General features: G+C 59.0%; 23 protein-coding genes. 9 read left to right on the forward strand and 14 right to left on the reverse strand.

Features of this window, described 5'->3' with window-relative positions; translation table 11 throughout:
- Positions 1–27 precede the first annotated feature (27 nt).
- Positions 28–357 carry a hypothetical protein gene (locus HV782_RS23815; protein ID WP_128614992.1) on the forward strand — a complete coding sequence of 110 codons (330 nt, stop codon included), beginning with the start codon at positions 28–30 and terminating at the stop codon, positions 355–357.
- Positions 358–391: 34 nt separating this feature from the next.
- Here the strand turns inward: HV782_RS23815 and HV782_RS23820 are convergent, their stop codons facing one another.
- A complete protein-coding gene (locus tag HV782_RS23820) occupies positions 392–1,147 on the reverse strand; it encodes a hypothetical protein (RefSeq protein WP_128614993.1) in 756 nt (251 codons plus the stop codon).
- Between the two features lie 118 nt (positions 1,148–1,265).
- Between HV782_RS23820 and HV782_RS23825 the strand changes: the two genes are divergently transcribed.
- From HV782_RS23825 to HV782_RS23835, 3 genes are all read left to right on the forward strand, one after another.
- A complete protein-coding gene (locus HV782_RS23825; protein ID WP_123463202.1) occupies positions 1,266–1,631 on the forward strand; it encodes a hypothetical protein in 366 nt (121 codons plus the stop codon).
- Positions 1,632–1,730: 99 nt separating this feature from the next.
- Complete coding sequence (locus HV782_RS23830; protein WP_186748531.1) at positions 1,731–2,471, forward strand: hypothetical protein; 741 nt, start codon at positions 1,731–1,733, stop codon at positions 2,469–2,471.
- Positions 2,472–2,543: 72 nt separating this feature from the next.
- On the forward strand, positions 2,544–4,463 hold the full coding sequence (locus HV782_RS23835) for an alkaline phosphatase D family protein (protein WP_186748530.1): 1,920 nt from the start codon (positions 2,544–2,546) through the stop codon (positions 4,461–4,463).
- Positions 4,464–4,587: 124 nt separating this feature from the next.
- Here HV782_RS23835 and HV782_RS23840 read toward each other — a convergent pair whose 3' ends face one another.
- Complete coding sequence (locus HV782_RS23840) at positions 4,588–5,760, reverse strand: aspartate aminotransferase family protein (RefSeq protein WP_186748529.1); 1,173 nt, start codon at positions 5,758–5,760, stop codon at positions 4,588–4,590.
- A 102-nt stretch (positions 5,761–5,862) separates the two neighbouring features.
- Here HV782_RS23840 and HV782_RS23845 point away from each other — a divergent pair, with 102 nt between their 5' ends.
- Positions 5,863–6,810 (forward strand): LysR family transcriptional regulator, encoded by a 948-nt coding sequence (locus tag HV782_RS23845; RefSeq protein WP_128614857.1) that lies wholly within the window; start codon positions 5,863–5,865, stop codon positions 6,808–6,810.
- On the opposite strand, the gene msrA is transcribed toward HV782_RS23845, so the two are convergent.
- The 3 genes from msrA to msrB are packed head-to-tail and all read right to left on the reverse strand — an operon-like array spanning position 6,774 to position 9,831.
- A complete protein-coding gene (gene msrA / locus HV782_RS23850) occupies positions 6,774–7,478 on the reverse strand; it encodes a peptide-methionine (S)-S-oxide reductase MsrA (protein ID WP_186748528.1) in 705 nt (234 codons plus the stop codon). The two genes, HV782_RS23845 and msrA, sit on opposite strands and share 37 nt — an antisense overlap.
- A 15-nt stretch (positions 7,479–7,493) precedes the next feature.
- Positions 7,494–9,269: a cytochrome c biogenesis protein DipZ gene (locus HV782_RS23855; protein ID WP_186748527.1), complete on the reverse strand. Its 1,776-nt coding sequence runs from the start codon at positions 9,267–9,269 to the stop codon at positions 7,494–7,496.
- A gap of 43 nt (positions 9,270–9,312) precedes the next feature.
- Positions 9,313–9,831, reverse strand: coding sequence for a peptide-methionine (R)-S-oxide reductase MsrB (gene msrB, locus HV782_RS23860; RefSeq protein WP_128614854.1), 519 nt, complete (start codon positions 9,829–9,831; stop codon positions 9,313–9,315).
- Positions 9,832–9,982: 151 nt separating this feature from the next.
- On the opposite strand from msrB, the gene HV782_RS23865 reads away from it, so the two are divergent.
- The 3 genes from HV782_RS23865 to HV782_RS23875 all read left to right on the forward strand — a co-directional run bounded on the left by HV782_RS23865 (position 9,983) and on the right by HV782_RS23875 (position 13,025).
- Complete coding sequence (locus tag HV782_RS23865; protein WP_128614853.1) at positions 9,983–10,693, forward strand: response regulator transcription factor; 711 nt, start codon at positions 9,983–9,985, stop codon at positions 10,691–10,693.
- Complete coding sequence (locus tag HV782_RS23870) at positions 10,690–12,204, forward strand: sensor histidine kinase (protein ID WP_186748526.1); 1,515 nt, start codon at positions 10,690–10,692, stop codon at positions 12,202–12,204. The genes HV782_RS23865 and HV782_RS23870 overlap by 4 nt, the downstream gene beginning before the upstream one ends.
- A gap of 119 nt (positions 12,205–12,323) precedes the next feature.
- Positions 12,324–13,025, forward strand: a complete 702-nt coding sequence (locus HV782_RS23875; protein ID WP_123463191.1) for a hypothetical protein — start codon at positions 12,324–12,326, stop codon at positions 13,023–13,025.
- Between the two features lie 302 nt (positions 13,026–13,327).
- Here the strand turns inward: HV782_RS23875 and HV782_RS23880 are convergent, their stop codons facing one another.
- The 9 genes from HV782_RS23880 to hmpA form a co-directional block, all read right to left on the reverse strand.
- Positions 13,328–13,819 carry a RidA family protein gene (locus tag HV782_RS23880; protein WP_123463189.1) on the reverse strand — a complete coding sequence of 164 codons (492 nt, stop codon included), beginning with the start codon at positions 13,817–13,819 and terminating at the stop codon, positions 13,328–13,330.
- 251 nt (positions 13,820–14,070) lie between these two features.
- Positions 14,071–14,958 (reverse strand): heme o synthase, encoded by an 888-nt coding sequence (gene cyoE / locus HV782_RS23885; protein WP_007916939.1) that lies wholly within the window; start codon positions 14,956–14,958, stop codon positions 14,071–14,073.
- Positions 14,959–14,969: 11 nt separating this feature from the next.
- On the reverse strand, positions 14,970–15,305 hold the full coding sequence (gene cyoD, locus HV782_RS23890; RefSeq protein WP_128614851.1) for a cytochrome o ubiquinol oxidase subunit IV: 336 nt from the start codon (positions 15,303–15,305) through the stop codon (positions 14,970–14,972).
- Complete coding sequence (gene cyoC, locus HV782_RS23895; protein WP_034156084.1) at positions 15,305–15,928, reverse strand: cytochrome o ubiquinol oxidase subunit III; 624 nt, start codon at positions 15,926–15,928, stop codon at positions 15,305–15,307. The genes cyoD and cyoC overlap by 1 nt, the downstream gene beginning before the upstream one ends.
- Positions 15,929–15,931: 3 nt before the next feature.
- On the reverse strand, positions 15,932–17,962 hold the full coding sequence (gene cyoB / locus HV782_RS23900; RefSeq protein WP_103304511.1) for a cytochrome o ubiquinol oxidase subunit I: 2,031 nt from the start codon (positions 17,960–17,962) through the stop codon (positions 15,932–15,934).
- A 3-nt stretch (positions 17,963–17,965) separates the two neighbouring features.
- The gene (gene cyoA, locus HV782_RS23905; protein ID WP_007916947.1) at positions 17,966–18,907 is read right to left on the reverse strand and encodes a ubiquinol oxidase subunit II; all 942 of its coding nucleotides are present in this window, start codon (positions 18,905–18,907) and stop codon (positions 17,966–17,968) included.
- Between the two features lie 826 nt (positions 18,908–19,733).
- The gene (locus tag HV782_RS23910) at positions 19,734–20,243 is read right to left on the reverse strand and encodes a disulfide bond formation protein B (RefSeq protein WP_123463187.1); all 510 of its coding nucleotides are present in this window, start codon (positions 20,241–20,243) and stop codon (positions 19,734–19,736) included.
- 25 nt (positions 20,244–20,268) lie between these two features.
- Positions 20,269–20,829, reverse strand: a complete 561-nt coding sequence (locus HV782_RS23915; protein WP_186748525.1) for an ester cyclase — start codon at positions 20,827–20,829, stop codon at positions 20,269–20,271.
- A gap of 235 nt (positions 20,830–21,064) precedes the next feature.
- On the reverse strand, positions 21,065–22,246 hold the full coding sequence (gene hmpA, locus HV782_RS23920) for an NO-inducible flavohemoprotein (protein ID WP_123463183.1): 1,182 nt from the start codon (positions 22,244–22,246) through the stop codon (positions 21,065–21,067).
- A 164-nt stretch (positions 22,247–22,410) separates the two neighbouring features.
- On the opposite strand from hmpA, the gene norR reads away from it, so the two are divergent.
- A complete protein-coding gene (gene norR / locus HV782_RS23925) occupies positions 22,411–23,970 on the forward strand; it encodes a nitric oxide reductase transcriptional regulator NorR (RefSeq protein ID WP_123463181.1) in 1,560 nt (519 codons plus the stop codon).
- Positions 23,971–24,297: the final 327 nt, after the last annotated feature.

Raw genomic sequence — 24,297 nt, forward strand, 5'->3', positions numbered from 1 at the left:
AACAGGACATCTCAAAGGATTCATTGCATGGAAACGTCACTGGAAACCGTCGCCCTGTTCTCCCTCAAACTCGCTTATGAGGAAGAGGGCCTGAGCCCGATTCTGCGGGATGACATGGTCATGGGGGATTACCAGAAAGACGTGTTCGAGTTGCTGGTGAAACGTCGTGATATCCAGACCATCCAATTCAAGCTGAACGAGTGCCTGGGGTTGGCGATGAATGCGTTGGGCGGTGTCGAGAAACCGCTGGGGCGTGAGCTGCACAAGTTGTCAGCCGACTTCAGTCAGGCGCAATCGCTGGAGCAACTCGATCAGCCGCTCCTCGCGCTCAAGGGTTATTTGAAGGACATTCTGTAAACAGACGCGCGATCTGAAGAAACATCCCTTCGGATTACTTCAGTACCTTTACCACTCGAATGTCGATGGGAAACCCATCTGGCCCTTCCAGTTTCTTCCATCCCACGTATTGAAAAACCGCTTCCTGATCGATGGTGTCGCCCCTCTCCACCATTTCTCCGCCCAGCACCGCCACCCCTTTATAGATGGCGCAGTTGCCCTCATCGGGATGGGCGGTGTAGATGACATAGGGTTTGACGTACTGCACGGCGCGGAAATGTCGGCCGCAGCCCCAGTCGACCGTGATCATCAGGGTCTTCAAGTAGTCTTCGCCATCCGTTTCCGAATCCTCGGCGAGCTCTTTGAGCTTGCCAAGTCCGCCGACGTCGCTAAAGCCCAGGGCGCGGGCGCGCTTGTATTCCGGAGACTCCTGGTGCTCGGCCTGATCTTTGAAGTATTGCTGTTGAAGCTCTGCAACCAGGACCTCCTCTTCCTTGTTCCGGATCTCGAACGCTTGCGCAATGACGTTTTCGCAACGGGCATATTCGGGAGAGGCAAGGTTTGCCTGCGCGAGGTGATCGCGATGGACGTAAAGAGTGTGATTCAAGCTGTCGACGCGGTTCATCGCTTGCCTGGTCGTCATGACCCCGTTTTGAACGTTGTTCACTACTTGCTGAAAACCCTGACAATCGGAGAGGTATCCTTTCCAGGCGACCTCCGGGGTTTCATCCCAGCCGGCAAACGCCGGGGTCATTACGATGGCGAAGAGGAATGCGCCGAGCAGGCGCGAGACAGAAGAAACAATCGGCATGCGTAGTCCGTTACGTTGTTGAAGAAAGTGGCGCAAAGCTACTATTTTGCTATCTTGCCGTCCACTTCGCAGGAGGCATCTCAACCGCCTCAATAATCGCGCACTCGGGAATAAACCAATGGATGCTTTGTTGTGCTTGTCAGTGATGGCCGGAACCTGGATGTGGGTGGTGAAACAACGGGGTGAGTGGAACTTGTTACTTGCCAACCTTGCTGGCGCCGGAAGTAGCGTGGTGACCGGTATTGTGTTCACGCTGATTTACGGCGCTGTCATTGGTACGTCGATGGCGACACCAAACCTCAATCGCAGTCTGGTGGTGTTCATCACAAGCGCGGGGGTTCTGGCGGGGGTTTGGTTGTGGATTGCCAATCGCCGCCAACCCGAACATCCGGTTGCGCGTCAGTTGCTGGGCGCGGTGTGTGGCTTCGCCGCCGGCATGACGACCTTGCTGCTGCTTGCGGTGAATTATTTCCCCAACACATGATCGGACGGCGTGACTGTTTTGCTATCTTGCCGCCCATCGTCAGCGTTCACTTCGGGCGTGCGTTGATTTCAGGTTTCGAAGTATTAAGGAAAGGATCGAATGGAGTTTCTGCGTTTTCTGGCGTTTGTCGCGGCTTGGGGTTTCATGTGGCGCTGGGTGGTTAAGAACCGCGGTAGCTGGAATATCTTCTACGGCAATATCGTTGGTGCAGCGGGCGGTTTCATCGTGGCAATGGTCGTGCTGTCGATTACGTTTTCGTTGTTTCCAGTGGCACCGGCGCAAACCGATAGCCGCGAAACAGAGCGCGCCGCGGCAGCACTCATGCCAGAAGTAGAAAGGTCAATGGAGCCTGTACCGGTGATCGCATCGACCCCTGCCGATTCCGACAATCTTGCGACCTACGTCGCCAGCGAACCACAGAACGAGCCTTCTCCGCCCGAGTCCGCCCTTCTGCCGAACTACAGCAAACGCCTGCCCGCGTCACTGCTGGAGAAGGACTTCAAGGACAACGTGCACAACGACTTTGCCGTTTCGCGCCGATTGGCCGGCACTCATCCGAACGCGGACCGGTCCCTGATGGCGTTCATGATTTGCGAACCCTTCATCAAGAGCGCCATGCGCTTTTCCGCGTCGACCGCGATCGCCAGTGCGAAGAGCGCGAGCAGCCAGCGGTTCAAGGATCAGACCTACACCATCAGCAGCACCGTCAGCGCTCGCAACATGTTGGGCGACAACGTCAGCTACGGTTTCGACTGCTCGGTTCAACAAGTGGACGGTAAAGACACTGACAAGGCCGCGTGGCGCCTGCTCGGTCTGAAGTTGAAGAAGATCGAGTCTTAAGCCTCATTTAAGGGTTCAAGGCGCCGGCTGCGCTATCATCGCCGGCTTGTGCGCCTTGAGCTTTGCCCCGGAATGTCCCCGACACTTGCTGAACTGAATCCGCTGCCTCCCGTTTTGGCCGGCCCGCTGCTGCGACGGCTGGAACCGACGCGACTGGTGCTATGGCTGGTGGGCAGCCGACAACTGTCGCTGACCTTGCGCCTGCAAGGTGTAGGAGATATCCCTCTCGACGCCGGGAAATGCACGGTCATTCCTGTCGGGCGCAAAGCATTTGTTCATCTGATTGATGTTCCTCTCGATAGCGCCCTGCCCGGCGATACGCGAATCGACTATGACCTGCTGATCGACCACACATCCGGCATCGCCGACTGGGCGCCGCATCTGCTGTACGGCGATGCGACGAGCCCGAACTTCGTCCTGCGCTCGCGGATCGACCAACTGCTGCATGGGTCCTGTCGCAAGCCGCATCATCCGGCAACCGATGGCTTGCTGTGTGTCGACCAATTGCTGGCAGACGAAACCGATCCGCAACAACGCCCGGCACTGTTGATGATGAGCGGTGACCAGGTCTACGCCGACGACGTTGCCGGCCCGATGCTGCGGGCGATCCACGCCTTGATCGAACGCCTTGGCCTGTACGACGAACACCTCGAAGGCGCCGTCGTCAGCGACAGCGCCAGGCTTTACGAACACCCGGCCAGTTACTACCACCGCGCGGATTTGTTACCGGCGCTGGAAAGCAACGAGACCTTGCGTGAGCGATTTTTCGGTGGCGCGCGTAAGCCGATTTTCACCAGCAGCAGTGCCGACAATCATCTGGTGACCTTCGCCGAGGTCATGGCGATGTACTTGCTGGTGTGGTCGCCGACGGCCTGGACGCTGATCAATCCGCAAACGCCCGAACTGACGCCTGCACGGCTCAAGCGCTATACCCTCGAACAGACTCGCATCATTGGCTTCAAGGCCGGCTTGGGCAATGTCGCCCGGGCGTTAGCGCACCTGCCAAGCCTGATGATTTTCGACGATCACGACATCACCGATGACTGGAACCTGTCCGCGCAATGGGAGGAAACGGCCTACGGCCATCCGTTCTCCAAACGCATCATCGGTAACGCCTTGATCGCGTATATGTTGTGCCAGGGCTGGGGCAATAACCCTGATGCCTTCAAGGATGTCCTGGAGAAAACCCGATGCCTGAGCGCCAGCGGCGATGATCAGTACCTCGACAGCCCGGTACAGGACGCGCTGATTGATGACCTGCTGCGTTTTCAGAATTGGCATTTCGTATTGCCGAGCAGTCCGGCGCTGCTGGTCATCGACACCCGCACCCGCCGCTGGCGCAGTGAAATGGCGCTCAAGCAACCGTCGGGCTTGCTCGACTGGGAAGCCTTGAGCGAGTTGCAGCAGGCGTTGCTCGATCACCCGTCGGCGATCATCGTTTCACCGGCGCCGATCTTCGGCGTGAAGCTGATTGAAACCGTGCAGAAGCTGTTCAGCTGGTGCGGTTACCCGCTGCTGGTGGACGCGGAAAACTGGATGGCCCATCGCGGCGCCGCACAGGTGATCCTGAATATTTTCCGACACTCGCGTACCCCCGGTAACTACGTGGTGCTGTCGGGCGATGTGCATTATTCCTTCGTCTACGAAGTGCTGATCCGACACCGCAAGGCCGGTCCACGGATCTGGCAGATCACCAGCAGCGGGATCAAGAACGAGTTTCCGAAAACCTTGCTGGAGTGGTTCGACCGGCTCAATCGCTGGCTCTACTCGCCGCGCTCGCCACTCAACTGGTTTACCAAACGCCGACGCATGCGCATCGTGCCGTACAGGCCCGAACATGCAGAGGCCGGTGAACGCTTGTGGAATTCGGCGGGGATCGGGCAGGTGTTTTTCAATGAACAGGGGCAGCCGAGCGAGATCATTCAGCACAATTCAAATGGGGCGGTGAAGACGCGGATGCTGGCGCCGGAGTTGACGGATTATCCTGATTAGCGCCACGCATTTTTCCAATGTGGGCGAGCCTGCTCGCGCATGCGATTGATCATTCAATATAAGTATCGACTGCCCCACCGCCATCGCGAGCAGGCTCGCTCCCACAGGTGTCATCGGTTGCCTGTCAGTGCGCGGTTACAGCAAGCCCCACACCTCTGACAATCATCCCCACCTCGCGCTCATCAATCGTCAGCGGTGGCAGCAGCCGTATCGTCTTGCCACGCGTAACGTTGATCAGCAACCCATGATCCCGTGCGGCAATCAGCGTCAGATCACGCACCGGCTGTTTCAACTCGATACCGATCATCAAGCCCTGCCCACGAATCGCCAGTACATTGGGATTGTCTGCCAGTTCTGCGCGCAGGCGAGTCAACAGGCGATCCCCCTGAATCCGCGCGTTTTCCAGCAGCCCCTGTTCTTCGATGATATCCAGCACCGTGCAACCGACCCGGCAAGCCAGCGGATTGCCACCGAACGTACTGCCATGACTGCCGGGCGTGAACAGATCCGCCGCCTTGCCCCGTGCCAGGCAGGCGCCGATCGGTACGCCATTGCCCAGTCCCTTGGCCAGGGTCATCACATCCGGAACGATGTCTTCATGCTGGAACGCGAACCACCGGCCGGTGCGGCCGATGCCAGTCTGGATTTCGTCGAGCATCAGCAGCCAGGCGCGCCGGCTGCACAGGTCACGCAGGGCTTTCAGGTAACCGGGTGGAGCCAGTTGTACGCCGCTTTCGCCTTGAATCGGCTCGACGAGAATCGCAACGATCCGCTCGCCATGCTTTTGCTGTACCTGCTCCAGCGCCACCAGATCACCGAACGGCACTTTGATGAAATTCCCCGGAAGTTCGTTGAAGCCCAAGCGCACCGCCGGGCCATCGCTGGCGGACAAGGTGCCCAGCGTGCGGCCATGAAACGCGTTGGCCATGACCACCACCAGCGGCTGTTCGATGCCTTTGCGCCAGCCGTACAAACGCGCCAGTTTCAATGCGGTTTCGTTGGCTTCAGCACCGGAGTTGTTGAAGAACGCCCGATCCATCCCCGACAACCCGGTCAGCCGCTTGGCCAGTTGCTGCTGCCAGTCGATGCTGTACAGGTTCGACGTGTGCAACAGCAGCCCTGCCTGCTCGCTGATGGCAGCGACAATGCGCGGATGCGAATGGCCAACATTGGTCACCGCCACGCCAGCGACGGCATCGAGATATTCACGACCGGCCTGATCCCACAGGCGAGTGCCCAGGCCCTTAGTGAAACTCAAGGCCAGCGGTTGGTAAGTGTTCATCAGGGCGGCGGTCATGATTTCAAACTCCAGTGCAGGTCGGTGTGTCTGCAGTATGGTTAGCCACCAGAACTGGATAAACTCGGCAAAACTTCTTTCATTTAAAAGCAGGGCTTGATAATGGACCTGTTCCAGTCGATGAACGTTTACGTCAAAGTCGTTGAAGCCGGGAGCATGACGGCAGCCGCGTTGCAGTGCGACATGTCAACGACCATGGTCGGCAATCACCTGCGGGCGCTGGAGCAACGGCTCGGCGTACAACTGCTGCAACGCACCACGCGCCGTCAGCGGCTTACCGAATTTGGCAGTGTTTACTACCAGCGTTGTCTGGATGTATTGGGGCTGGTGGCTGACTCCGAACGCCTGGCCGAACAGGCACTCGACCAACCGCGTGGCCTGCTGCGCATCACCGCACCGCTGACCTTCGGCGTCGAACGCCTGGCGCCGGCGCTCAGCGAGTTTTCCCTGCAATACCCGTTGGTGAAAATGGACGTGGTGCTGACCAACCGCCGCCCGGATCTGCTGGAAAGTGGTCTGGATGTAGCATTTCGGCTGGGGCATTTCGAACAGTCGAACCTGATCGCGCGGCCGCTGATCGACTACACCCTGACCGTGTGCGCATCACCGGAATACGTTGCCAGACGCGGTATGCCGCAAACCCCGGAAGAGCTGCAACAACACGACTGTCTGTCATTCGCCTACCCCGCCGGCGATGACTGGCAATCGGTGGAAAAGCGCTGGCGCCTCAGCGGCCCGGACGGCGAGATTCTGGTGGATGTCAGCGGACCGATGCTGATGAACACCTCCGCCGGCTTGCACCAGGCGGCGCGCACCGGTATGGGCATCGTGATGCTGCCGGATGCGCTGGTGGAACAGGACCTGCGCGACGGCAGACTGGTGACAGTCGTCCCCGACTACCAGCCTCCCAGCCGCCCGTTGCACCTGCTGTATGCCCCGGATCGTTATCGCCTGCCGAAGCTGCGGCGGTTCGTGGAGTTTGCGATGCGGACGTGGGGGCAGAACGTGAAACATCAAGATCCGCCCTTCACCAACACCGGCTTGTCCTGATAACGCTGCGCAAACAACTGCTTCAACTGCGCCACTTTCGGCATGTCGTTGATGACGATGTACGGATAGCTTGGATGCTCCGTCAGGAAGTCTTGGTGATAGTCCTCCGCCGGGTAGAAGCCGTTATAGGTTTCCAGTTTCGTCACGATGGGTTTGCCATAGGCGTGCGCCGCATCCAGTTGCGCGATATAGGCCTGCGCCACGCGTTGCTGATCGGCGTTGACCGGGAACAGCGCCGAGCGGTATTGCGTGCCGCTGTCGGGGCCCTGGCGGTTGAGTTCAGTCGGGTTGTGGGCCACCGAAAAGTAGATCTGCAGCAGGCTGCCGTAGCTGACTTGCGTCGGGTCGAAGGTGACTTGTACCGACTCGGCATGACCGGTGTCGCCTTCACTGACCCGCTCGTATTGCGCCGTGTTCGCGGCACCACCGGCGTAACCGGAGACGGCTTTCTGCACACCTTTGACGTGTTGAAAAACCCCTTGCACGCCCCAGAAGCAACCACCGGCAAACACTGCGGTTTCACTGTGCGCCTGCGTGGTTTCATCAAGGGCCGGCGGCGGAATGACCACCGCGTCCTCGGCCCCGAAAGAAAAGGCCGAGCACTGACCGATCACGCCAGCCATCGCGACGCCCAATAACCCACGCCGCCAGTTGTTTTGAGATTTCATCTTGCGCACTCCTGATCAGCCGAAGGTGAAGGCGTAGGCCGCTACGCCCGGGTCAAGAAATTCGATGGTGAAAGTTCGATCCCTCACCGCATCGGTTTGCCGCACCAACTGGTACAGGCGCTGCTCGGTCACGCGGCCGCTGCCATCCGCAGCGACATCCATACCGTGGGTATCACCCGGCGCCTGACCGTCAATCGACACTTTGAACCGCACCGGTTTGCCCTCCGCGCCCGGCCCCAGCACCAAGTGCAGATCGCGGGCGTGAAAGCGGTAGACAATACGGCTGGCCGGTGCGCTGGCGGTGGCGCGCTCGGCACCGACGACCCATTGGCCGCCGAGGCTCCAGTCATTGAGGGTCAGGTTGGCCGGTGGGTTATAGGTCGCGACCTTGTCAGGCACCAGGCCGCTTTGCGCTACAAAATGTTCCGCGCGCTGGTAGCCGACATAGGTTTCCGGCGACAGCACCTGATTCATGTCCGGCGCCTGTTGCACACCTTTGCCATCGGCGTTGATCAAGCCGTCGGCCACGGTTTTCGCTCCGGCCTCACGCAGCAACTGCTGGATGACCCGTTCCGACTCGGCGTAGTCGCCTTCGCCAAAATGGTGATAACGAATGCGTCCCTGAGCGTCGGCAAAGTAATGCGCCGGCCAGTATTCATTGTTGAAGGCGCGCCAGATCTTGTAGTCGTTATCGATCGCCACCGGGTAGTTGATGCCCAACTCCTTCATGGCTTTGGTGACGTTGCCTACATCACGCTCGAAGGCGAACTCCGGGGCGTGCACGCCGATCACCACCAGGCCCTGATCGCGGTACTTCTCGGCCCAGGCTTTGACATACGGCAGCGTGCGCAGGCAATTGATGCAGGAGTAAGTCCAGAAATCCACCAGCACCACTTTGCCCTTCAATGCCTGGGCGTCCAGCGGTGGCGAATTGAGCCATTGCACGGCGCCATTGAGCGGCGGCAACTGGCCTTCAACCGGGAGTGTTCCCGGTGCCTTATCGGCAACTTTCATTGCTCCGCCCATGGCAGGAATCTGCGCCATCATCGTTCCGTTATCAGACGCCGACTTGCCGGACAATTTGCCGACCAGTGCCTGTTCAATCCCGCCAGTGGATGCCGTCGACAGCCGTGCCAGCAGCCCAGTGTCGAGGCCCAGCGCAATCGCCGCGACACCCGCGAGCATCGCCACGCCCAACCCACGCCGGATCCACTCCCCCGTGCCGATCGAGCGCTTCATCAGCGCAAACACCTTACCGCCCAGCAACAGCGCGGCCGCCAGTGAAGTCGCGGCGCCCGCCGCGTAGGCGAGCAACAACAGCGTGGTGGCGATGCTTGCCCCTTGCAGCGCGGCGCCGGTCAGAATCAGTCCCAGAATGGGCCCGGCGCAAGGCGCCCAGAGCAGCCCCGTGGCGACGCCGATCAGAAACGACGCGCCGGGACGTGGACGGTTGTCCTGCCCGGCGACCTCCGACAGACGATTGCCGGCCGACACCAGGGGCCGGGTCAGGCGCTCGGCCACACCCGGCAGCAGCAAGGTCAGCCCGAACAGTGCAACGAACAGCAACGCGAGCCAGCGCCCGTACTGATTGACTTGCACCACCCAGCCGCCGCCCACCGCCGCCAACGAGGCGACGAGCGCGAAGGTCAGCGCCATCCCGGCCAATAGCGGCAAGCCACTCTTGATAAACGGTTGCCCGGTGCGAGCGAAGACAAAAGGCAGTACCGGCAGGATGCACGGGCTGACGATCGTCAGCACACCACCGAGATAAGCGAGAACCAAGAGCCACATAAATCCGTCCTGTCTGAAGTGAAGATCGCCCGTGATTCATGGCTCAGGCCACCACAGCTTTGAAGGTCATCGCCAGCCCGTTCATGCAATAACGCAGGCCGGTGGGCTTCGGTCCGTCATCGAAGACATGCCCCAGATGTCCGCCGCAGCGACGACAGTGAACCTCTTCGCGGGACATGCCGAAGGAGCGGTCCTGACGCGTGGCCACGGCGTGCTCCAACGGCGCCCAGAAACTCGGCCATCCGGTGCGGCTGTCGAATTTGGTGGCGGATGAAAACAGCGCCAGATCACACCCGGCACAGGCGAATGTGCCCGTGCGATGTTCATTGTTGAGGGGGCTGGTGTAGGCACGCTCGGTGCCTTCCTTGCGCAGGATCCGGTATTGCTCGTCACTGAGGATCGAGTGCCATTCACTGTCGCTGTGGCTCACCTCGAATGCTTCATCCGCATGCGCTTCGCTGACCAGTGCAGTGCCAGTCGACAATTTTGGCAATACACCCGCCACCAGCGCTGCAAGCCCCAGCCCGCCGCTCGCTAACAGAACCTGTCGCCGTGAAAACATGGCCGTCTCCCAAAATTCCAAATGCCCTTTGCGGAACACAGCCTAGGCTTGGGTTGATCGCCAAATCCTCACAGGGAGTTAACGAATTCGTGATAACTCACCCGAGAGAAAACCCGCACAATGCGCGCATTGCGCCGAAGGATTGAGCTTCATGGAACAGACCAGACGCATCCTCGTGGTCGAGGATGACCAGCACATCGCCGACCTTATCTGCCTGCACCTGCGCGACGAAAAATTCGAGGTGATTCACAGTGCCGACGGCGATGAGGGCATGCGCTTGTTGCAGCAGGGGCATTGGGATGCCTTGATCCTCGACCTGATGCTGCCGGGCGTCGATGGCCTGGAGATCTGCCGCCGCGCCCGGGCCATGGCGCGCTATACACCGATCATCATCACCAGCGCGCGCTCCAGCGAATTGCACCGCATTCTTGGCCTGGAGCTGGGCGCCGACGATTACCTGGCCAAACCGTTTTCGATGCTGGAACTGGTGGCCCGGGTCAAGGCCTTGCTGCGCCGGGTCGATGCGATGGCGCGCAACCTGAAAATGGACGCCGGCAGCCTGAGCCTCGACGGCCTGTCCATCGATCCGATCACCCGAGAAGTCAGCCTCGACGGGCAGCGGCTGGACCTCACCCCGCGAGAGTTCGATCTGCTGTATTTCTTCGCCCGCCAGCCGGGCAAAGTGTTCTCGCGCATGGACCTGCTCAATGCCGTCTGGGGCTACAGCCACGAAGGTTATGAACACACGGTGAACACCCACATCAACCGCTTGCGGGCGAAGATCGAGAAGGATCCGGCGCAGCCCGCACGTATCCTCACGGTGTGGGGCCGCGGTTATAAATTCGGTACCGAGCAGCCATGAAACTGAACCTGACGCAGCGCCTGTCCCTGGTATTCGCCGTGCTGTTGCTGGTGTGCTGCGGCACATCGGCATGGCTGCAGGTGCGCTCCAGTCAGATGCATGAGCTGGAGGTGGTGCAAGGTCTGTCGCGGGATCTGGCACAACACATCGCCCACGACACGGTGCTGATGGACAGCCACGGGCTGATGCCCGGCGCCGTGCGCGAACTGTTCAGCCAGTTGATGCTGGTGAATCCGAGTGTCGAGGTGTACCTGCTCGATACCGAGGGCAAGATTGTCGGCAATGCGGCACCGGAAGGCCGGATCCGCCGTCAACAGGTCGATCTGGCGCCAATCCGCCAGTTGCTCAATGACCAGCCGCTGCCGATTCTCGGCGATGACCCGCGCAGCGTCGACGGACGCAAAGTGTTCAGTGCAGCGCCGTTGCAGGTCGACGGCAAGGCCGCCGGTTATCTGTACGTGGTGTTGCTTGGCGAAGCACACGACCGCTACGCCGAACGCGGCGCCACCAGCGCCGCGCTCAATACGGCGCTGTTGTCGATCGGGCTGGTCGCGTTGCTGTGTCTGATTGCCGGTCTGACCGCGTTCAACCTGATCACCCGGCCACTACGGCGCCTGACGGAAACCGTCAGCCGCTTCGATATCGACGGTGCTCCGCAATCTGTTGTTTCGGCACCTGTGGATAAAAGCGCCGATCCGGATGAAATCGCCGTACTCGACGCCGCTTTCCGCCAGATGCAAAACCGCCTCGGTGAACAATGGCGCTCGCTGACCCGCCAGGATCAGGAACGCCGCGAACTGGTGGCAAACATTTCCCATGACCTGCGCACCCCATTGGCCTCGTTGCACGGTTATCTGGAAACCCTGTCACTCAAGGACGCCACACTCTCGCCCGAAGAACGCCGGCGCTATCTGGGCATCGCCCTCGATCAAAGCCGCAAGGTCGGCGGGCTGGCGCAATCGCTGCTGGAACTGGTGCGTCTGGAACACGGTTTCGTGCAACCGGTGCCGGAGCGTTTTTCCCTGCTCGATCTGGTGCAGGACATCTTCCAGAAATTCGAGCTGACGGCCGAAGCGCGACAGGTGGAACTCAAGGCACATTTCGTGCCTAACCTGCCGACGGTCTGCGCCGATCTCGGGTTGATCGAACGGGTGCTGACCAACCTGGTGGACAATGCCTTGCGCCATACACCCAAGGGCGGCGAACTCGAATTCGATCTGCAGCCCCATGGCGCACGGGTCGAGGTGACGGTAAGCGACACCGGCCCCGGTATCGCCCCGGAGTTGCGCGAAGGTCTGTTCCTGCGACCGTTCAATATCGGTGGTGCCCGGCGGGATGGCGGGCTGGGGCTGCGTATCGTGCACCGCATCCTGCAACTGCACGGGCGCGAGATTCAGTTGCTGGATGTCGCGGGGCGCGGCGCGACTTTTCGCTTCTCATTGCCGACCGATCAGCAAACCGCTGAACAGTGGATGATGCGCTCGGTCAATTCGGACGCGCCGGACAAATAATCCGCACCGCCGGCCTGTTGTTCCGTGACAACACCGCCCCGCTCCCCTAAATTAACCGGCCTGAAAAAGACCTCGCGCTTTCTCATCTCCACTCAAGTTAAAAAAGTAGTGAAATTTCAATGTCCGATTTCAACACCGCTGAATCCGTAGTCACCGAATCGTCCAAAGCGGAATACGAAAACTCCATCAATCTTTCACAACACCTCCCACAAGCCAAAATCATCAGCGAGATGGTGCTGGATGCATTCCAGTCCACCCGCGAAAGCGACCAGATCCGCGAACTGCGCGCCGCGATTCGTCAAGCGCACGACAGCTTCGATGACGACAAGGCCTACGAGCTGATGGGCGAACTCAAGCGCCTGAAAGACGCCGAAGCCGCCGACATTGCAGCCCTGGAAGACCTGAGCAGCAAGTTCTCGATCGGCCGCATCCTGTCCAGCTTCAAGGACGATCCGGCGTTTCAGGAAATCGTTTATGGCCTGGCGCTGAAAGTGCTGAACCAGACTCATCAGGCGATCAGCAACCCGAGCGGTGGCAAGAGCAAAGCGGCCAAGAAGAAAGAAGTCGAAATTTTCACCATCAGCAAGGACGGTATGAGCGTAACGCTGCCGTTGCGCACTCCGCGTTCGCGCCTGAACGTTGACCGTGCAGCGCTGGAATTCCTCGGTTTCACCTTCGTCGGTGAAGGCGAAGAAGCGGAACTGGAAAGCGAAACGTTCCTCGACAACGCCGGCACTGAGCAGGCGGTAAACCGCAAGAACATCATCACCGCGCTGCAACAGCAGACCGCGTTCGATGGCTACAGCATCGCCGCGCAGTAATAGCACAGCTGCTGTACGAAAAAGCCCCGCGCTGAGATTCAGGCGGGGCTTTTTGGTTTTCGGCGGGCATTAGTGGAATGGCGTAAATCCCAGCCCCTCACCCCAGCCCTCTCCCAAGGGAGAGGGAGCCGATCGGGAGATATTGAAGCGACGCATCGAAATGAAAGTGCTGTGCGGAATCCGCTATCGCCTCGATCTCTCAGGTCGATGTATAGCGCAAGACGCCTCGGTCAGTCCCCTCTCCCTACGGGCGGTCTGACGTTTCGGGAGGGTCAGGGTGAGGGCAAGCTGCCAAATCACCTTCAAGCCGACGGATGCAACGCTACAATCATGTCCACTTCAATCGCCGCGTTCTTCGGCAACTGATACACACCGACCGTGCTGCGCGTGTGCCGGCCGGCATCGCCGAGCACATGGCTGAACACGTCCGACGCGCCGTTGGCCACTTCGCTAAGGTCAACAAAGTCCGGCGTCGACTTCACGTACACGGTGACTCGCAACAACGCCTTGATCTTGTCCAGCGAACCCACCGCATCGACGATCAGCGCCAGGCAGCGCATCGCACTGATGCTGGCGGCGGCCTGCGCATCCTTGAGGGTCAACTCCAGGCCGACACGCCCCGGGTACTGAATCTTGCCGTTAGTGCGCGGCACCATACCGCTGATGTAAAGCTCATCATGATGACGGATCAGCGGCGCGTAATTGCCACCGGCGGTGTTCTCGCCATAAATGTCGTAGTTCAGCTCTTGGGCCAGGGCAATGAAGCGTTCATCACAGGTCATCCTCTCAGTCATTTCGCCCAGCCTCTTGATCTATGCGTGAAATATCGCGGAGTAAAACAGTTGAGCGCCGAGGGAATGGCATGGCGCTATCACTGACATGGCTGGATCCAAATCTAGGAGGTTTGCGGCGATACCGCAACCTGCCTGCCTGAAGCGCTTGTTGCGTTGCGGCCATTGGCGGCACATCAAATCAGCATAATCCACCCAACAAAAAACCCCGCACATCTCTCAATGTGCGGGGTTTTTCTTGAAGCCTCGAAACCTTACGGCGCGTACGTCAGCAGCAGCTCTGCGGGCACCTTGAAGTCCAGGGACATCATGACGCTCAACGCAGTGATGGTGAAGATCGAGAACACGAACAGCTTGCGTGCCCAGACCGTGTCATCCACTGCCTTGTAGCCGGTCCAGGCCATGTACAGCCAGTACATGCCCATGGCCGCGGCAACGGCGAGGTAGCTCATGCCGGCGTAACCGCTGAAGGTCAGCATCAAGGTCGCTACGAGGAACGCCAGGATGTAGAGCAGGATGTGCTTCTTGGCCACTTGAATCCCGCGCTTAACGGGCAGCACCGGAATCGATGCGGCCAGGTAATCGTTGAAGCGGAAGATCGCGATGGCGTAGGAATGCGGCATCTGCCACAGGCTGAACATCACCAGCAGGGTCAGCGCGGCCATGTCGAAGCTGTTGGTTACGGCGACGTAACCGATCACTGGCGGCATGGCGCCCGACAGACTGCCCACCAGCGTGCCGTGAACCGACTTGCGCTTGAGGTACAGGCTGTAGAAGCCGACGTAGATGATGAAGCCGATGACCGCGAACAGCGCGGCCAACGGGTTGGCTACCTTGTACAACAACGCAACGCCGAGAACACCAAGGATGGTCGCGTAAACCAGGGCCAGTTTCAGGGAGATCAAGCCCTGCACCAGCACCCGGTTCTTGGTGCGTTCCATCTTCAGGTCGATGTCGCGGTCGATGCAGTTGTTGAACACGCAACCGGACGCTACAACCAGGGAGGTGCCGATCATGGCTGCCAGAAACACCGCCAGATCGACATGCCCTTTCGAGGCCAGGAAGAACCCGCCTGCCACAGAAAGCACGTTACCGAAAATGATCCCCGGTTTGGTGATTTGGATAAAGTGCTTGAGCGACATCGGGTCTTACCTCACTTCGCCATCATGTACGTGTGGATGCTGAACATGATCCACAGCGACAGGCCAACCAGCAGCAGGATCACGATCGCCGTAAAGACGAATGCAATCACGTTGTTACGCTGAGCAATGGAACGGTCCAGGTGCAGGAAGTAATACAGGTGAACGATCACCTGGATCACTGCGAACAGCAGAACGATTGCCAGCGTGGTGGCCTTCGGCAGGCTCGGGTACATCACCAGGCCGAACGGGATGACGGTCAGGATCACCGACAGGATGAAGCCAATGGCGTACGACTTTACGCTGCCGTGGCCAGCATCATGGCTGTCATGGGAGTGTGCATTAGCCATTACAGAGTCCCCATCAGGTAAACAACGGTGAATACGCAGATCCACACCACGTCCAGGAAGTGCCAGAACAGGCTCAGGCAGCTCAGACGGGTCTTGTTGGTCGCCGTCAGGCCGTGCTTGTTGACCTGGTACATCATGATGCCCATCCAGATCAGACCTGCGGATACGTGCAGACCGTGGGTACCGACCAGGGTGAAGAACGCGGACAGGAAGCCCGAACGGCTAGGACCGAAGCCCTCGGAGATCAGCAGGTGGAACTCGTTGATCTCCATGGCGATAAAGCCGGCGCCCAGCAGGAAGGTCATGAACAACCAACCCAGAACCTGCTGCTTCTTGCCTTTGAACAACGCCAGCATGGCGAAGCCGTAGGTGATCGAACTGAACAACAGCAGAGCGGTTTCGCCCAACACGTATGGCAGTTCGAAGATGTCGTGGCCCGACGGGCCACCGGCAACGTTGTTTACCAGTACTGCGTACACCGCGAAGATCGACGCAAACAGAATGCAGTCGGTCATCAGGTAGAGCCAGAAACCGTATACGGTCATCTCGCCCGAGTCGTGGTGATGGTCATCGTGCCCATGGTCACCATGGGCGTGTCCAACATTGGTCACTAAATTCGACATGGTTTAAGCCTGTTCCAACGAGGTTTCAACACGGGTGGCACCGGCCGGGATCTTCCCTGCCGCGACCAGACGCTTGTGCTGCTCGGCTTCGATACGCTCGATCGTTTCAACCGGAACCATATAGCCCTGGTCGTCACGTGCAGCGTGGATCACGAAGTAGATGACGGTGCCGGCCAGGCTGGCGATCGCCAACCACCAGATGTGCCAGATCATCGCGAAACCGAAGACGGTCAACAGTGCGCCCATCACCACGCCAGTGGCGGTGTTGTTCGGCATGTGGATCGGCTCGTACTTGGCCGGACGCTGGTACGCAGTACCGTTTTCCTTGGCTTCGGTGAACGGGTCGATGCAGTCAGCCTTAGGCAGCACAGCGAAGTTGTAGAACGGAGGTGGCGACGAGGTCGACCATTCCAGGGTGTGTGCATTCCACGGGTCACCGTGATCGCAAACGTTCTCTGGCTTGTTACGGTCACGCACGCTCACATAGAGCTGGATCAGCTGGCAGGCAATACCGACAGCGATCATCACCGCACCGAACATGGCAACGTACAGGTACGGTACCCACTCAGGGTTGGTGGTGGCATTCAGACGACGGGTCATGCCCATGAAGCCCAGTGCATAGAGCGGCATGAACGCGACGAAGAAGCCCGAGATCCAGAACCAGAACGCTGCTTTACCCCAGCCTTCGTGCAGCTTGAAGCCGAACGCTTTCGGGAAGTAGAACGCGAAACCAGCGATGTAACCGAATACCGCACCGCCGATGATCACGTTGTGGAAGTGCGCGATCACGAACAGGCTGTTGTGCAGCACAAAGTCAGCACCCGGGATGGCCAGCAGTACGCCGGTCATGCCGCCGATGGCGAAGGTCACCATGAAGCCCAGGGTCCACATAACCTGGCTGGTGAAGCGCAGACGGCCCTGATAGATGGTGAACAGCCAGTTGAACAGCTTCACACCCGTCGGGATGGAAATCAGCATCGTCGCCAGACCGAAGAAGGCGTTGACGCTCGCACCCGAACCCATGGTGAAGAAGTGGTGCAGCCAAACCATGAAGCCCAGTACCGAGATCGCGCCCGAGGCGTAGATCATCGAGTGGTGGCCGAACAGTTTCTTGCCGGTGAACGCCGAGATCACTTCCGAGAAGATGCCGAATGCCGGCAGGATCAGGATGTAAACCTCAGGGTGGCCCCAGGCCCAGAACAGGTTGACGTACATCATTGGATTGCCACCAAGTTCATTGGTGAAAATGTGGAAATCCATGTAACGGTCAAGGGTCAGCAGTGCCAGGGTCGCGGTCAGGATCGGGAACGAAGCCACGATCAGAACGTTTGCCCAGGTGCAGGTCCAGGTGAAGATCGGCATGTCCATCAGTTTCATGCCAGGGGTACGCATTTTCAGTACGGTCGCGAGGAAGTTAACCCCCGTCAGCGTCGTACCTAACCCGGATAGCTGTAGCGCCCAGATGTAGTAGTCCATACCCACGCCAGGGCTGTATTGCAGACCCGACAATGGTGGGTAGGCAACCCAACCGGTCTTGGCGAATTCGCCGACGCCCAGGGACAGGTTGATCAGCACAACGCCGGACACCAGCAGCCAGAAGCTCAGGGAGTTCAGGAACGGGAACGCAACGTCACGCGCGCCGATCTGCAGCGGCACTGCAAGGTTCATCAGGCCGGTGAAGAATGGCATCGCCATGAAGATGATCATGATCACACCGTGAGCGGTGAAGATCTGGTCATAGTGTTCAGGTGGCAGGTAGCCAGGCGAACCCTCGGTGGCCATGGCCAACTGGGTACGCATCATGATGGCGTCGGCAAAACCGCGCAGCAGCATGACCATGGCAACGATGATGTACATCACGCCGATTTTCTTGTGGTCGACCGAGGTCAACCACTCGGTCCACAAGTAGGTCCACTTCTTGAAGTAGGTGATTGCAGCGAACAGCGCCAGACCACCGAGGGCGATCATGGCGATGGTCACCATCACGATCGGCTCGTGGAATGGGACTGCTTCCCAACTTAATTTACCAAACATCGTTTACTCCTCTGCCCCGGCAGCTGAATGCGAACTCGAGTCAATTTCCGTGGCCGCCACTTCTTTCTCTTTCTTCTCGTGCTTCAGCGGCTTGCCCGGCTTCATACCTTCGTACTTGTCGACGATGATCTGGAACTGGTTCGGCGTGACCGAGGAGTAGAGCTCGACTGGGTTGTTCTGGCTCGGTTTGGCAAGGGCCGCATATTCAGCTTGATCAAGCTGTTTAGGTGACTTCTTGACTTCACTTACCCAGGCGTCGAAATCTTCCTGAGTGGTGGAGATAGCCTTGAATTTCATACCGGTGAAACCCGCGCCGCTGTAGTTGGCGGAGATACCGTCCATTTCAGCGTTGCGGTCAGCGATCAGGTGCAGCTTGGTCTGCATGCCCGCCATCGCATAGATCTGGCCGCCCAGACCCGGGATGAAGAACGAGTTCATCACAGCGTCAGAGGTGATCTTGAAGTTGATTGGCGTGTGCGCCGGGAACACGATCTTGTTGACCGTGGCAATGCCTTGTTCCGGGTAGATGAACAGCCACTTCCAGTCCAGCGCAACGACTTCGATGGTCACTGGCTTGACGTCGGATTGAATTGGACGATACGGGTCCAGTTCGTGGGTCGAAATGTAGGTGATGTAACCCAGGGCAATGATGATCAGGACCGGAATGGTCCAGACTGCCACTTCGATTTTGGTCGAGTGCGACCATTTCGGGGTGTACACGGCGTTCTTGTTGGACGCGCGGTACTTCCAGGCGAACAGGAAGGTCATGACGATAACCGGCACAACGACCAACAGCATCAGCAGCGTGGCGGTGATGATCAGGTTGCGCTGTTCCAGGCCGACCTGGCCCGTTGGATTGAGCAAGGTCATGTTGCAGCCTCCCAGCAACAACGTGCCGAGCAGCGGCACTAGGCCTAGTAATCTGGGGTACCTGTTTTTACTCATCTCACGACCTCTAAAGCAGCTTGCGCAATGCAGTTGGGTTTTGATCGCCAACACTTCACCCTGCCAAGGGTTGGCATTTTCTTTGGATTGAATAAGGGCCGCCCGTCGCGCGTCAGACGCTCGACAAAACCTTGGGACAGCGGTCAGTTCTTATTCGAATTCGTGGTCAAAGGCCTTGTTACAGACCAATTCCATTTGGTGCGGAAAGTTGGAAGGCACCGACACCTGGGTGTCTCAAAAGCCTTTCGGCCTGCTCGACACCCGACTTCCTGTCCAGTTCCTTAATAAAGGTTGAACAGTGCCGGGAATTCAATGCGGGCGATTGTAGATAGGTAGCGCCCTATACACCATGTCTTATCCCGAAATAATTTTTATCGCTCAGAGCAACAATCAATCACCGTTTTTGCAAAAGTTCCGCATCTTATCGAAATCAATTCTCAACAAAAACACCAAAAAATGTAGGTCTATCCACCTCAGTTCAGACAGCTCTGAACGCTTTCTCCCAGCACCGAATCGGCGCAAAGCCCGATATTCAAAGGCCTCTGGCCATCTCCCGGAGCTTGTTAAAACTGCCTGATCTGGCACACACGTGCAAAACCAGAAAAATACCGAAACAGACCAATCCTTTTTTGTAACATTACGCCATTCCGTGTCGTTCAATCGGCTTGCGACACGCTCTGTGTGACAACATGTCGCACACCTGTCGCACCCATCCTTGCCATTCGTCACGGTGATTTCACAAACACTCTGAAATGCAAAACGCCCCGATGAGCTGATCCGCAAATCGGGGCGTTTTCTGTATCGGCCAATCCGCCGAAGAGTTGACTCAGCGCAGTGTTTTTCGGTTACGCGAGGTCAGCAGCGGCACCAGGATCACCACCAGCACGAATGCCAGCAGTGCCCATTGCGCCAGCGACAGACCGAGAATCGGCGGGTACGGCGTCGAGCAGAAACCGTCGACCTGGAAGCCCAGCGGGAAGATCTTCGCCAGCGGCAGGTCATCGACAATCGGCTGCAGCACATCAATGCCGCAACTCACTGCCGGATAGAACTGGGTGTAGACGTGATGCCCGGCAACACCGGCGCCGGCAATCGCGCAAATGACCACCAGCACTTCGAACACGGTGATGCTGCGGCGGCTGCGCATGGCCGCGCCAACGAAGGCGAACAGCGCGATCAGCAGCAGTGCATAACGCTGCAGGATGCACAGCGGACACGGTGCCTCACCCAACACAATCTGCATGTACAGCGCACCGCCGATCAGTGCCAGGCAGATAATCCCCAGCAGCACCAGAAAGCGCCGCTCACGTCCCAGTCGAATCGTTTCCTCGCTCATCGCGTTTCCCTTGTATGTCCATGGTTCAGCTGGCCGGCGGCTGCGCTTGCAGTTGCGCCATCAGGCTGATGTTGTCTTCGATATGCCAATTGGCCGCGATGCGACCGTTGTCGATCTGATAGATATCGGTTGCCCGGAAGTCTACACGCTGGCCCTGCCCTTTGAGAGCCTTGAACGTGCCGCTGAAGTGCCCGCGAAAGTGCAGATGCACCACCACGCGGTCTCCGGCGATGATCATTTGTTCGATCTCGCAGCTCAGGTCCGGCACCGCCGTACGAAAGAACTTCGACGCCAGCAACGGTCCGGTCGGTCCCTGCACCCGGCCTTCGGGCGGTGTCTTGTCGACAAATTGCGGCGACAAGGCTGCCGTGGCCAGGGCCTCTTCACCGGAATTCCAGAAACTGCCATAGCGCCGTGCGGCCAGTTCCATGGCTTCTACCTGTGCCTTGGACAGGCTCTGATCGACGATCAGGGTCTGCGGTTTTATCAGGGCAGATTCGGCAAAAGCAAAAGGGCTGGCCAGCAACGCGGCCGAAAGACCGATGGCTGCGAAGCTGAAACGACGAGCGAAGATGAAGTGCGACATGGGGCGATCCTGATCAGGTCAACGAACGAGCGCCTATCATCAGCATCGGGGAATAAACGATAAACCGGTTAAGAAACGATTAACCTTTAAACAGAATTTAATAATCAGGACCGCATAACGGCCAATCGCGGGCAAGCCCGCTCCCACAGGTCTGGCATCGTTCACAGATGCTGTGTACGACATAAATCCTGTGGGAGCGGGCTTGCCCGCGATGCAGACGACTCGGTCTCAGGAGTTATTCCAAAGCAGCAGCCGGCCCGAAGAACTCATACCGGCTCTGCTGCTCCGGCACGCCCAGCGCTTTCAGATGGCGCTTGATCGCCCCCATAAAACCCTTCGGCCCAAGAAAGTAAGCGTCGACATCCCGTTGCGCTGGCAGCCACTCGCCCAACTGCTCCTGAGTCAACATCCCGACCTTGTCCGCCGCCGGACTGACGCCGTCGTCTTCGGCATAGCAATAAAACCGCTTGAGTTGCGGATGCCGCGCCGCCAACCCGTCGATCCAGTCGCGGAACGCATGCACGCTGCCATTGCGCGCGCAGTGGATAAAGTGCACCGGCCGCTCGCTCTCCAGCGCCGCTTCGAGCATCGCCAGCGTCGGCGTGATGCCCACGCCGCCACTGATCAACACCAGCGGTTTATCGCTGGCAGTCAGGGTGAATTCGCCCGATGGCGGGAACAGCTGAATGCTCGAGCCGACGTGCAAGTGATCGTGCAAGTGGTTGGAGGCGCGACCACCCGGTTCGCGTTTAACGCTGATGCGGTACTGACCGTTGTTCGCCAGCGCCGACAGCGAATAATTGCGGCGGACTTCTTCGCCGTCGAGGATCAGCTTCATGCCGATGTACTGACCCGGTTCAGCCGCAAGGATCGGGCCTTTGTCGGCCGGTTCGAAGTAGAAGGAAACGATTTCCGCACTTTCTTCGACCTTCGCCGCCACGATGAACTCACGCGCCCCGCGCCAGCCGCCGACAGCTTGCTCTTTCTGATCGTAGATGGCGGTTTCGGCGCCGATCAGGATCTCGGCCAACTGACCGTACGCCGCCCCCCACGCACTCATCACCTCGGGCGTGGCGATCTCATCGCCGAGCACTTCGGAAATGGCGCGCAGCAAGCAGGTGCCGACAATCGGGTAGTGCTCCGGCAGGATTTGCAGGGCCACGTGCTTGTTGATGATCTTCGCCACCAGATCGCCCAATTGGTCGAGCTGGTCGATGTGGCGCGCGTACATCAGCACACCGTTGGCCAAGGCACGCGGTTGATCACCGCTGGCCTGGTGCGCCTGGTTGAACAGCGGACGGACTTCGGGGTATTCGGAGAGCATCATGCGATAGAAATGCGTGATCAGCGCCTCACCACCGCTTTCGAGCAGAGGCACAGTGGATTTGACGATGGCACGATCCTGGACGCTAAGCATAAGAGTGACTCCTGAGCTTTTTTGATAAGTTGCCTTAGGCTTATCAGTTTTCGTGCCAGATATTTTATTCATACAAATCAATGATTTAAAAAACACGTAGTCATTTCGACACAAAGACCTTTATAGTCATCCCGACTACATCTTGTCTCTTTGACTACATCACCATGTCTGCCAAATCCCTGCTCACCGCGCTGCTGCCTTTAGTCTCCGATCTGTCCCGCGAACTGCCCGAGGGCGAGCGCTATCGACGCCTGCTCCAGGCCATGCGCGCCCTCCTGCCGTGCGATGCCGCCGCATTGTTGCGCCTGGAAGGTGAATCGCTGGTGCCGCTGGCGGTGGACGGCTTGAGTACCGACACCCTGGGCCGGCGCTTCAAAGTCAGCGAGCACCCGCGCTTTGAAATTCTGCTGGCCGGCGCCGGGCCGACACGGTTCGCCGCCGACAGCGATTTGCCTGATCCTTATGACGGCCTGGTCGAAGGCCTCGCCGATCACCTCGAAGTCCACGACTGCCTCGGGTGCCCGCTGTTCGTCGATGAAAAACTCTGGGGCCTGATCACCCTTGACGCCCTCGATCCCGAGCGTTTCGAGCCGATCGAACTCGACGTCCTGCAAGCCTTTGCCAGCCTCGCCTCAGCCACGGTCAACGCCGCCGAGCGCATCGAACGCCTGGCCGTCCGCGCCGAAGACGAACACCAGCGCGCCGAGGTCTATCGCCAGGCCAGCGGCCAGCAGCACCGCGAAATGATCGGTCAGAGCAAGGCGCTCAAGAAATTGGTGGAAGAAATCAACCTGGTCGGCGGCAGCGATCTGACCGTGTTGATCACTGGCGAAACCGGGGTCGGCAAGGAATTGGTCGCCCAAGCCATCCACGCCGCGTCACCGCGCGCCGACCAACCGATTATCAGCCTCAACTGCGCCGCGCTGCCCGACACGCTGGTCGAGAGCGAACTGTTCGGCCACGTGCGCGGCGCCTTCACCGGCGCCACCAGCGACCGTCGCGGCAAGTTCGAACTGGCCAATGGCGGCACACTGTTTCTCGATGAAGTCGGCGAGTTGTCGCTGACCGTGCAGGCCAAGTTGTTGCGCGTGTTACAGAGCGGCCAGTTACAGCGGCTGGGTTCGGACAAGGAACATCAGGTCGATGTACGCCTGATCGCCGCGACCAACCGCGACCTGGCCGAAGAAGTGCGCAGCGGTCGTTATCGCGCCGACTTCTACCATCGCTTGAGCGTGTACCCACTGCGGGTGCCGGCATTGCGCGATCGCGGGCGTGATGTGTTGTTGCTCAGCGGCTTTTTTCTGGAACAGAACCGCTCGCGCATGGGCCTCAACAGCCTGCGCCTGAGCAGCGACGCCCAGGAAGCGTTGCTCGCCTACACTTGGCCGGGCAACGTGCGCGAACTGGAACACTTGATCGGTCGCAGCGCGCTGAAGGCCTTGGGCAACTGCAAAGTGCGGCCGAAGATCCTCAGCCTCAGTGCGGCAGATCTGGATCTGCCGCGTGAGGTTGTGGATAACTCGGTTGAGCCGGTTGCCGGTGTCGTGGCTGAGATGCCGCTGATCAGCGGGGATCTGCGCAGTGCTACCGAGCAGTATCAGCGGCGTTTGATCAGTGCGGCGCTGGAACGCAATCAGGATAACTGGGCGAGTGCGGCGCGGGAGTTGGGGCTGGATCGGGCGAACTTGGGCCGCATGGCTAAACGTCTGGGGATGAAGAGCTAAAAGCACCCTCACCCTAGCCCTCTCCCCGAGGGAGAGGGGACCGACCGAGGTGTTTTGCGTAATACGCCGACCTGAAACATCGAGTCGATTATGGATTCGGCAGCGCAGGTTCAGGTCGGTGAATTACTACAATATCCCCCAATCGCCCCCCTCTCCCTCCGGGAGGAGCGAGAGGGGACTGACCGAGGTGTTTTGCGCCATACGCCGACCTGAAACATCGAGTCGATTACGGATTCGGCAGAGCAGGTTCAGGTCGGTGAGTTACTACAATATCCCCCAATGGCCCCCTCTCCCTCCGGGAGGAGCGAGAGGGGACTGACCGAGGTG

The sequence above is a fragment of the Pseudomonas monsensis genome, assembly GCF_014268495.2.
In the GTDB taxonomy this organism is placed as follows: domain Bacteria; phylum Pseudomonadota; class Gammaproteobacteria; order Pseudomonadales; family Pseudomonadaceae; genus Aquipseudomonas; species Aquipseudomonas monsensis.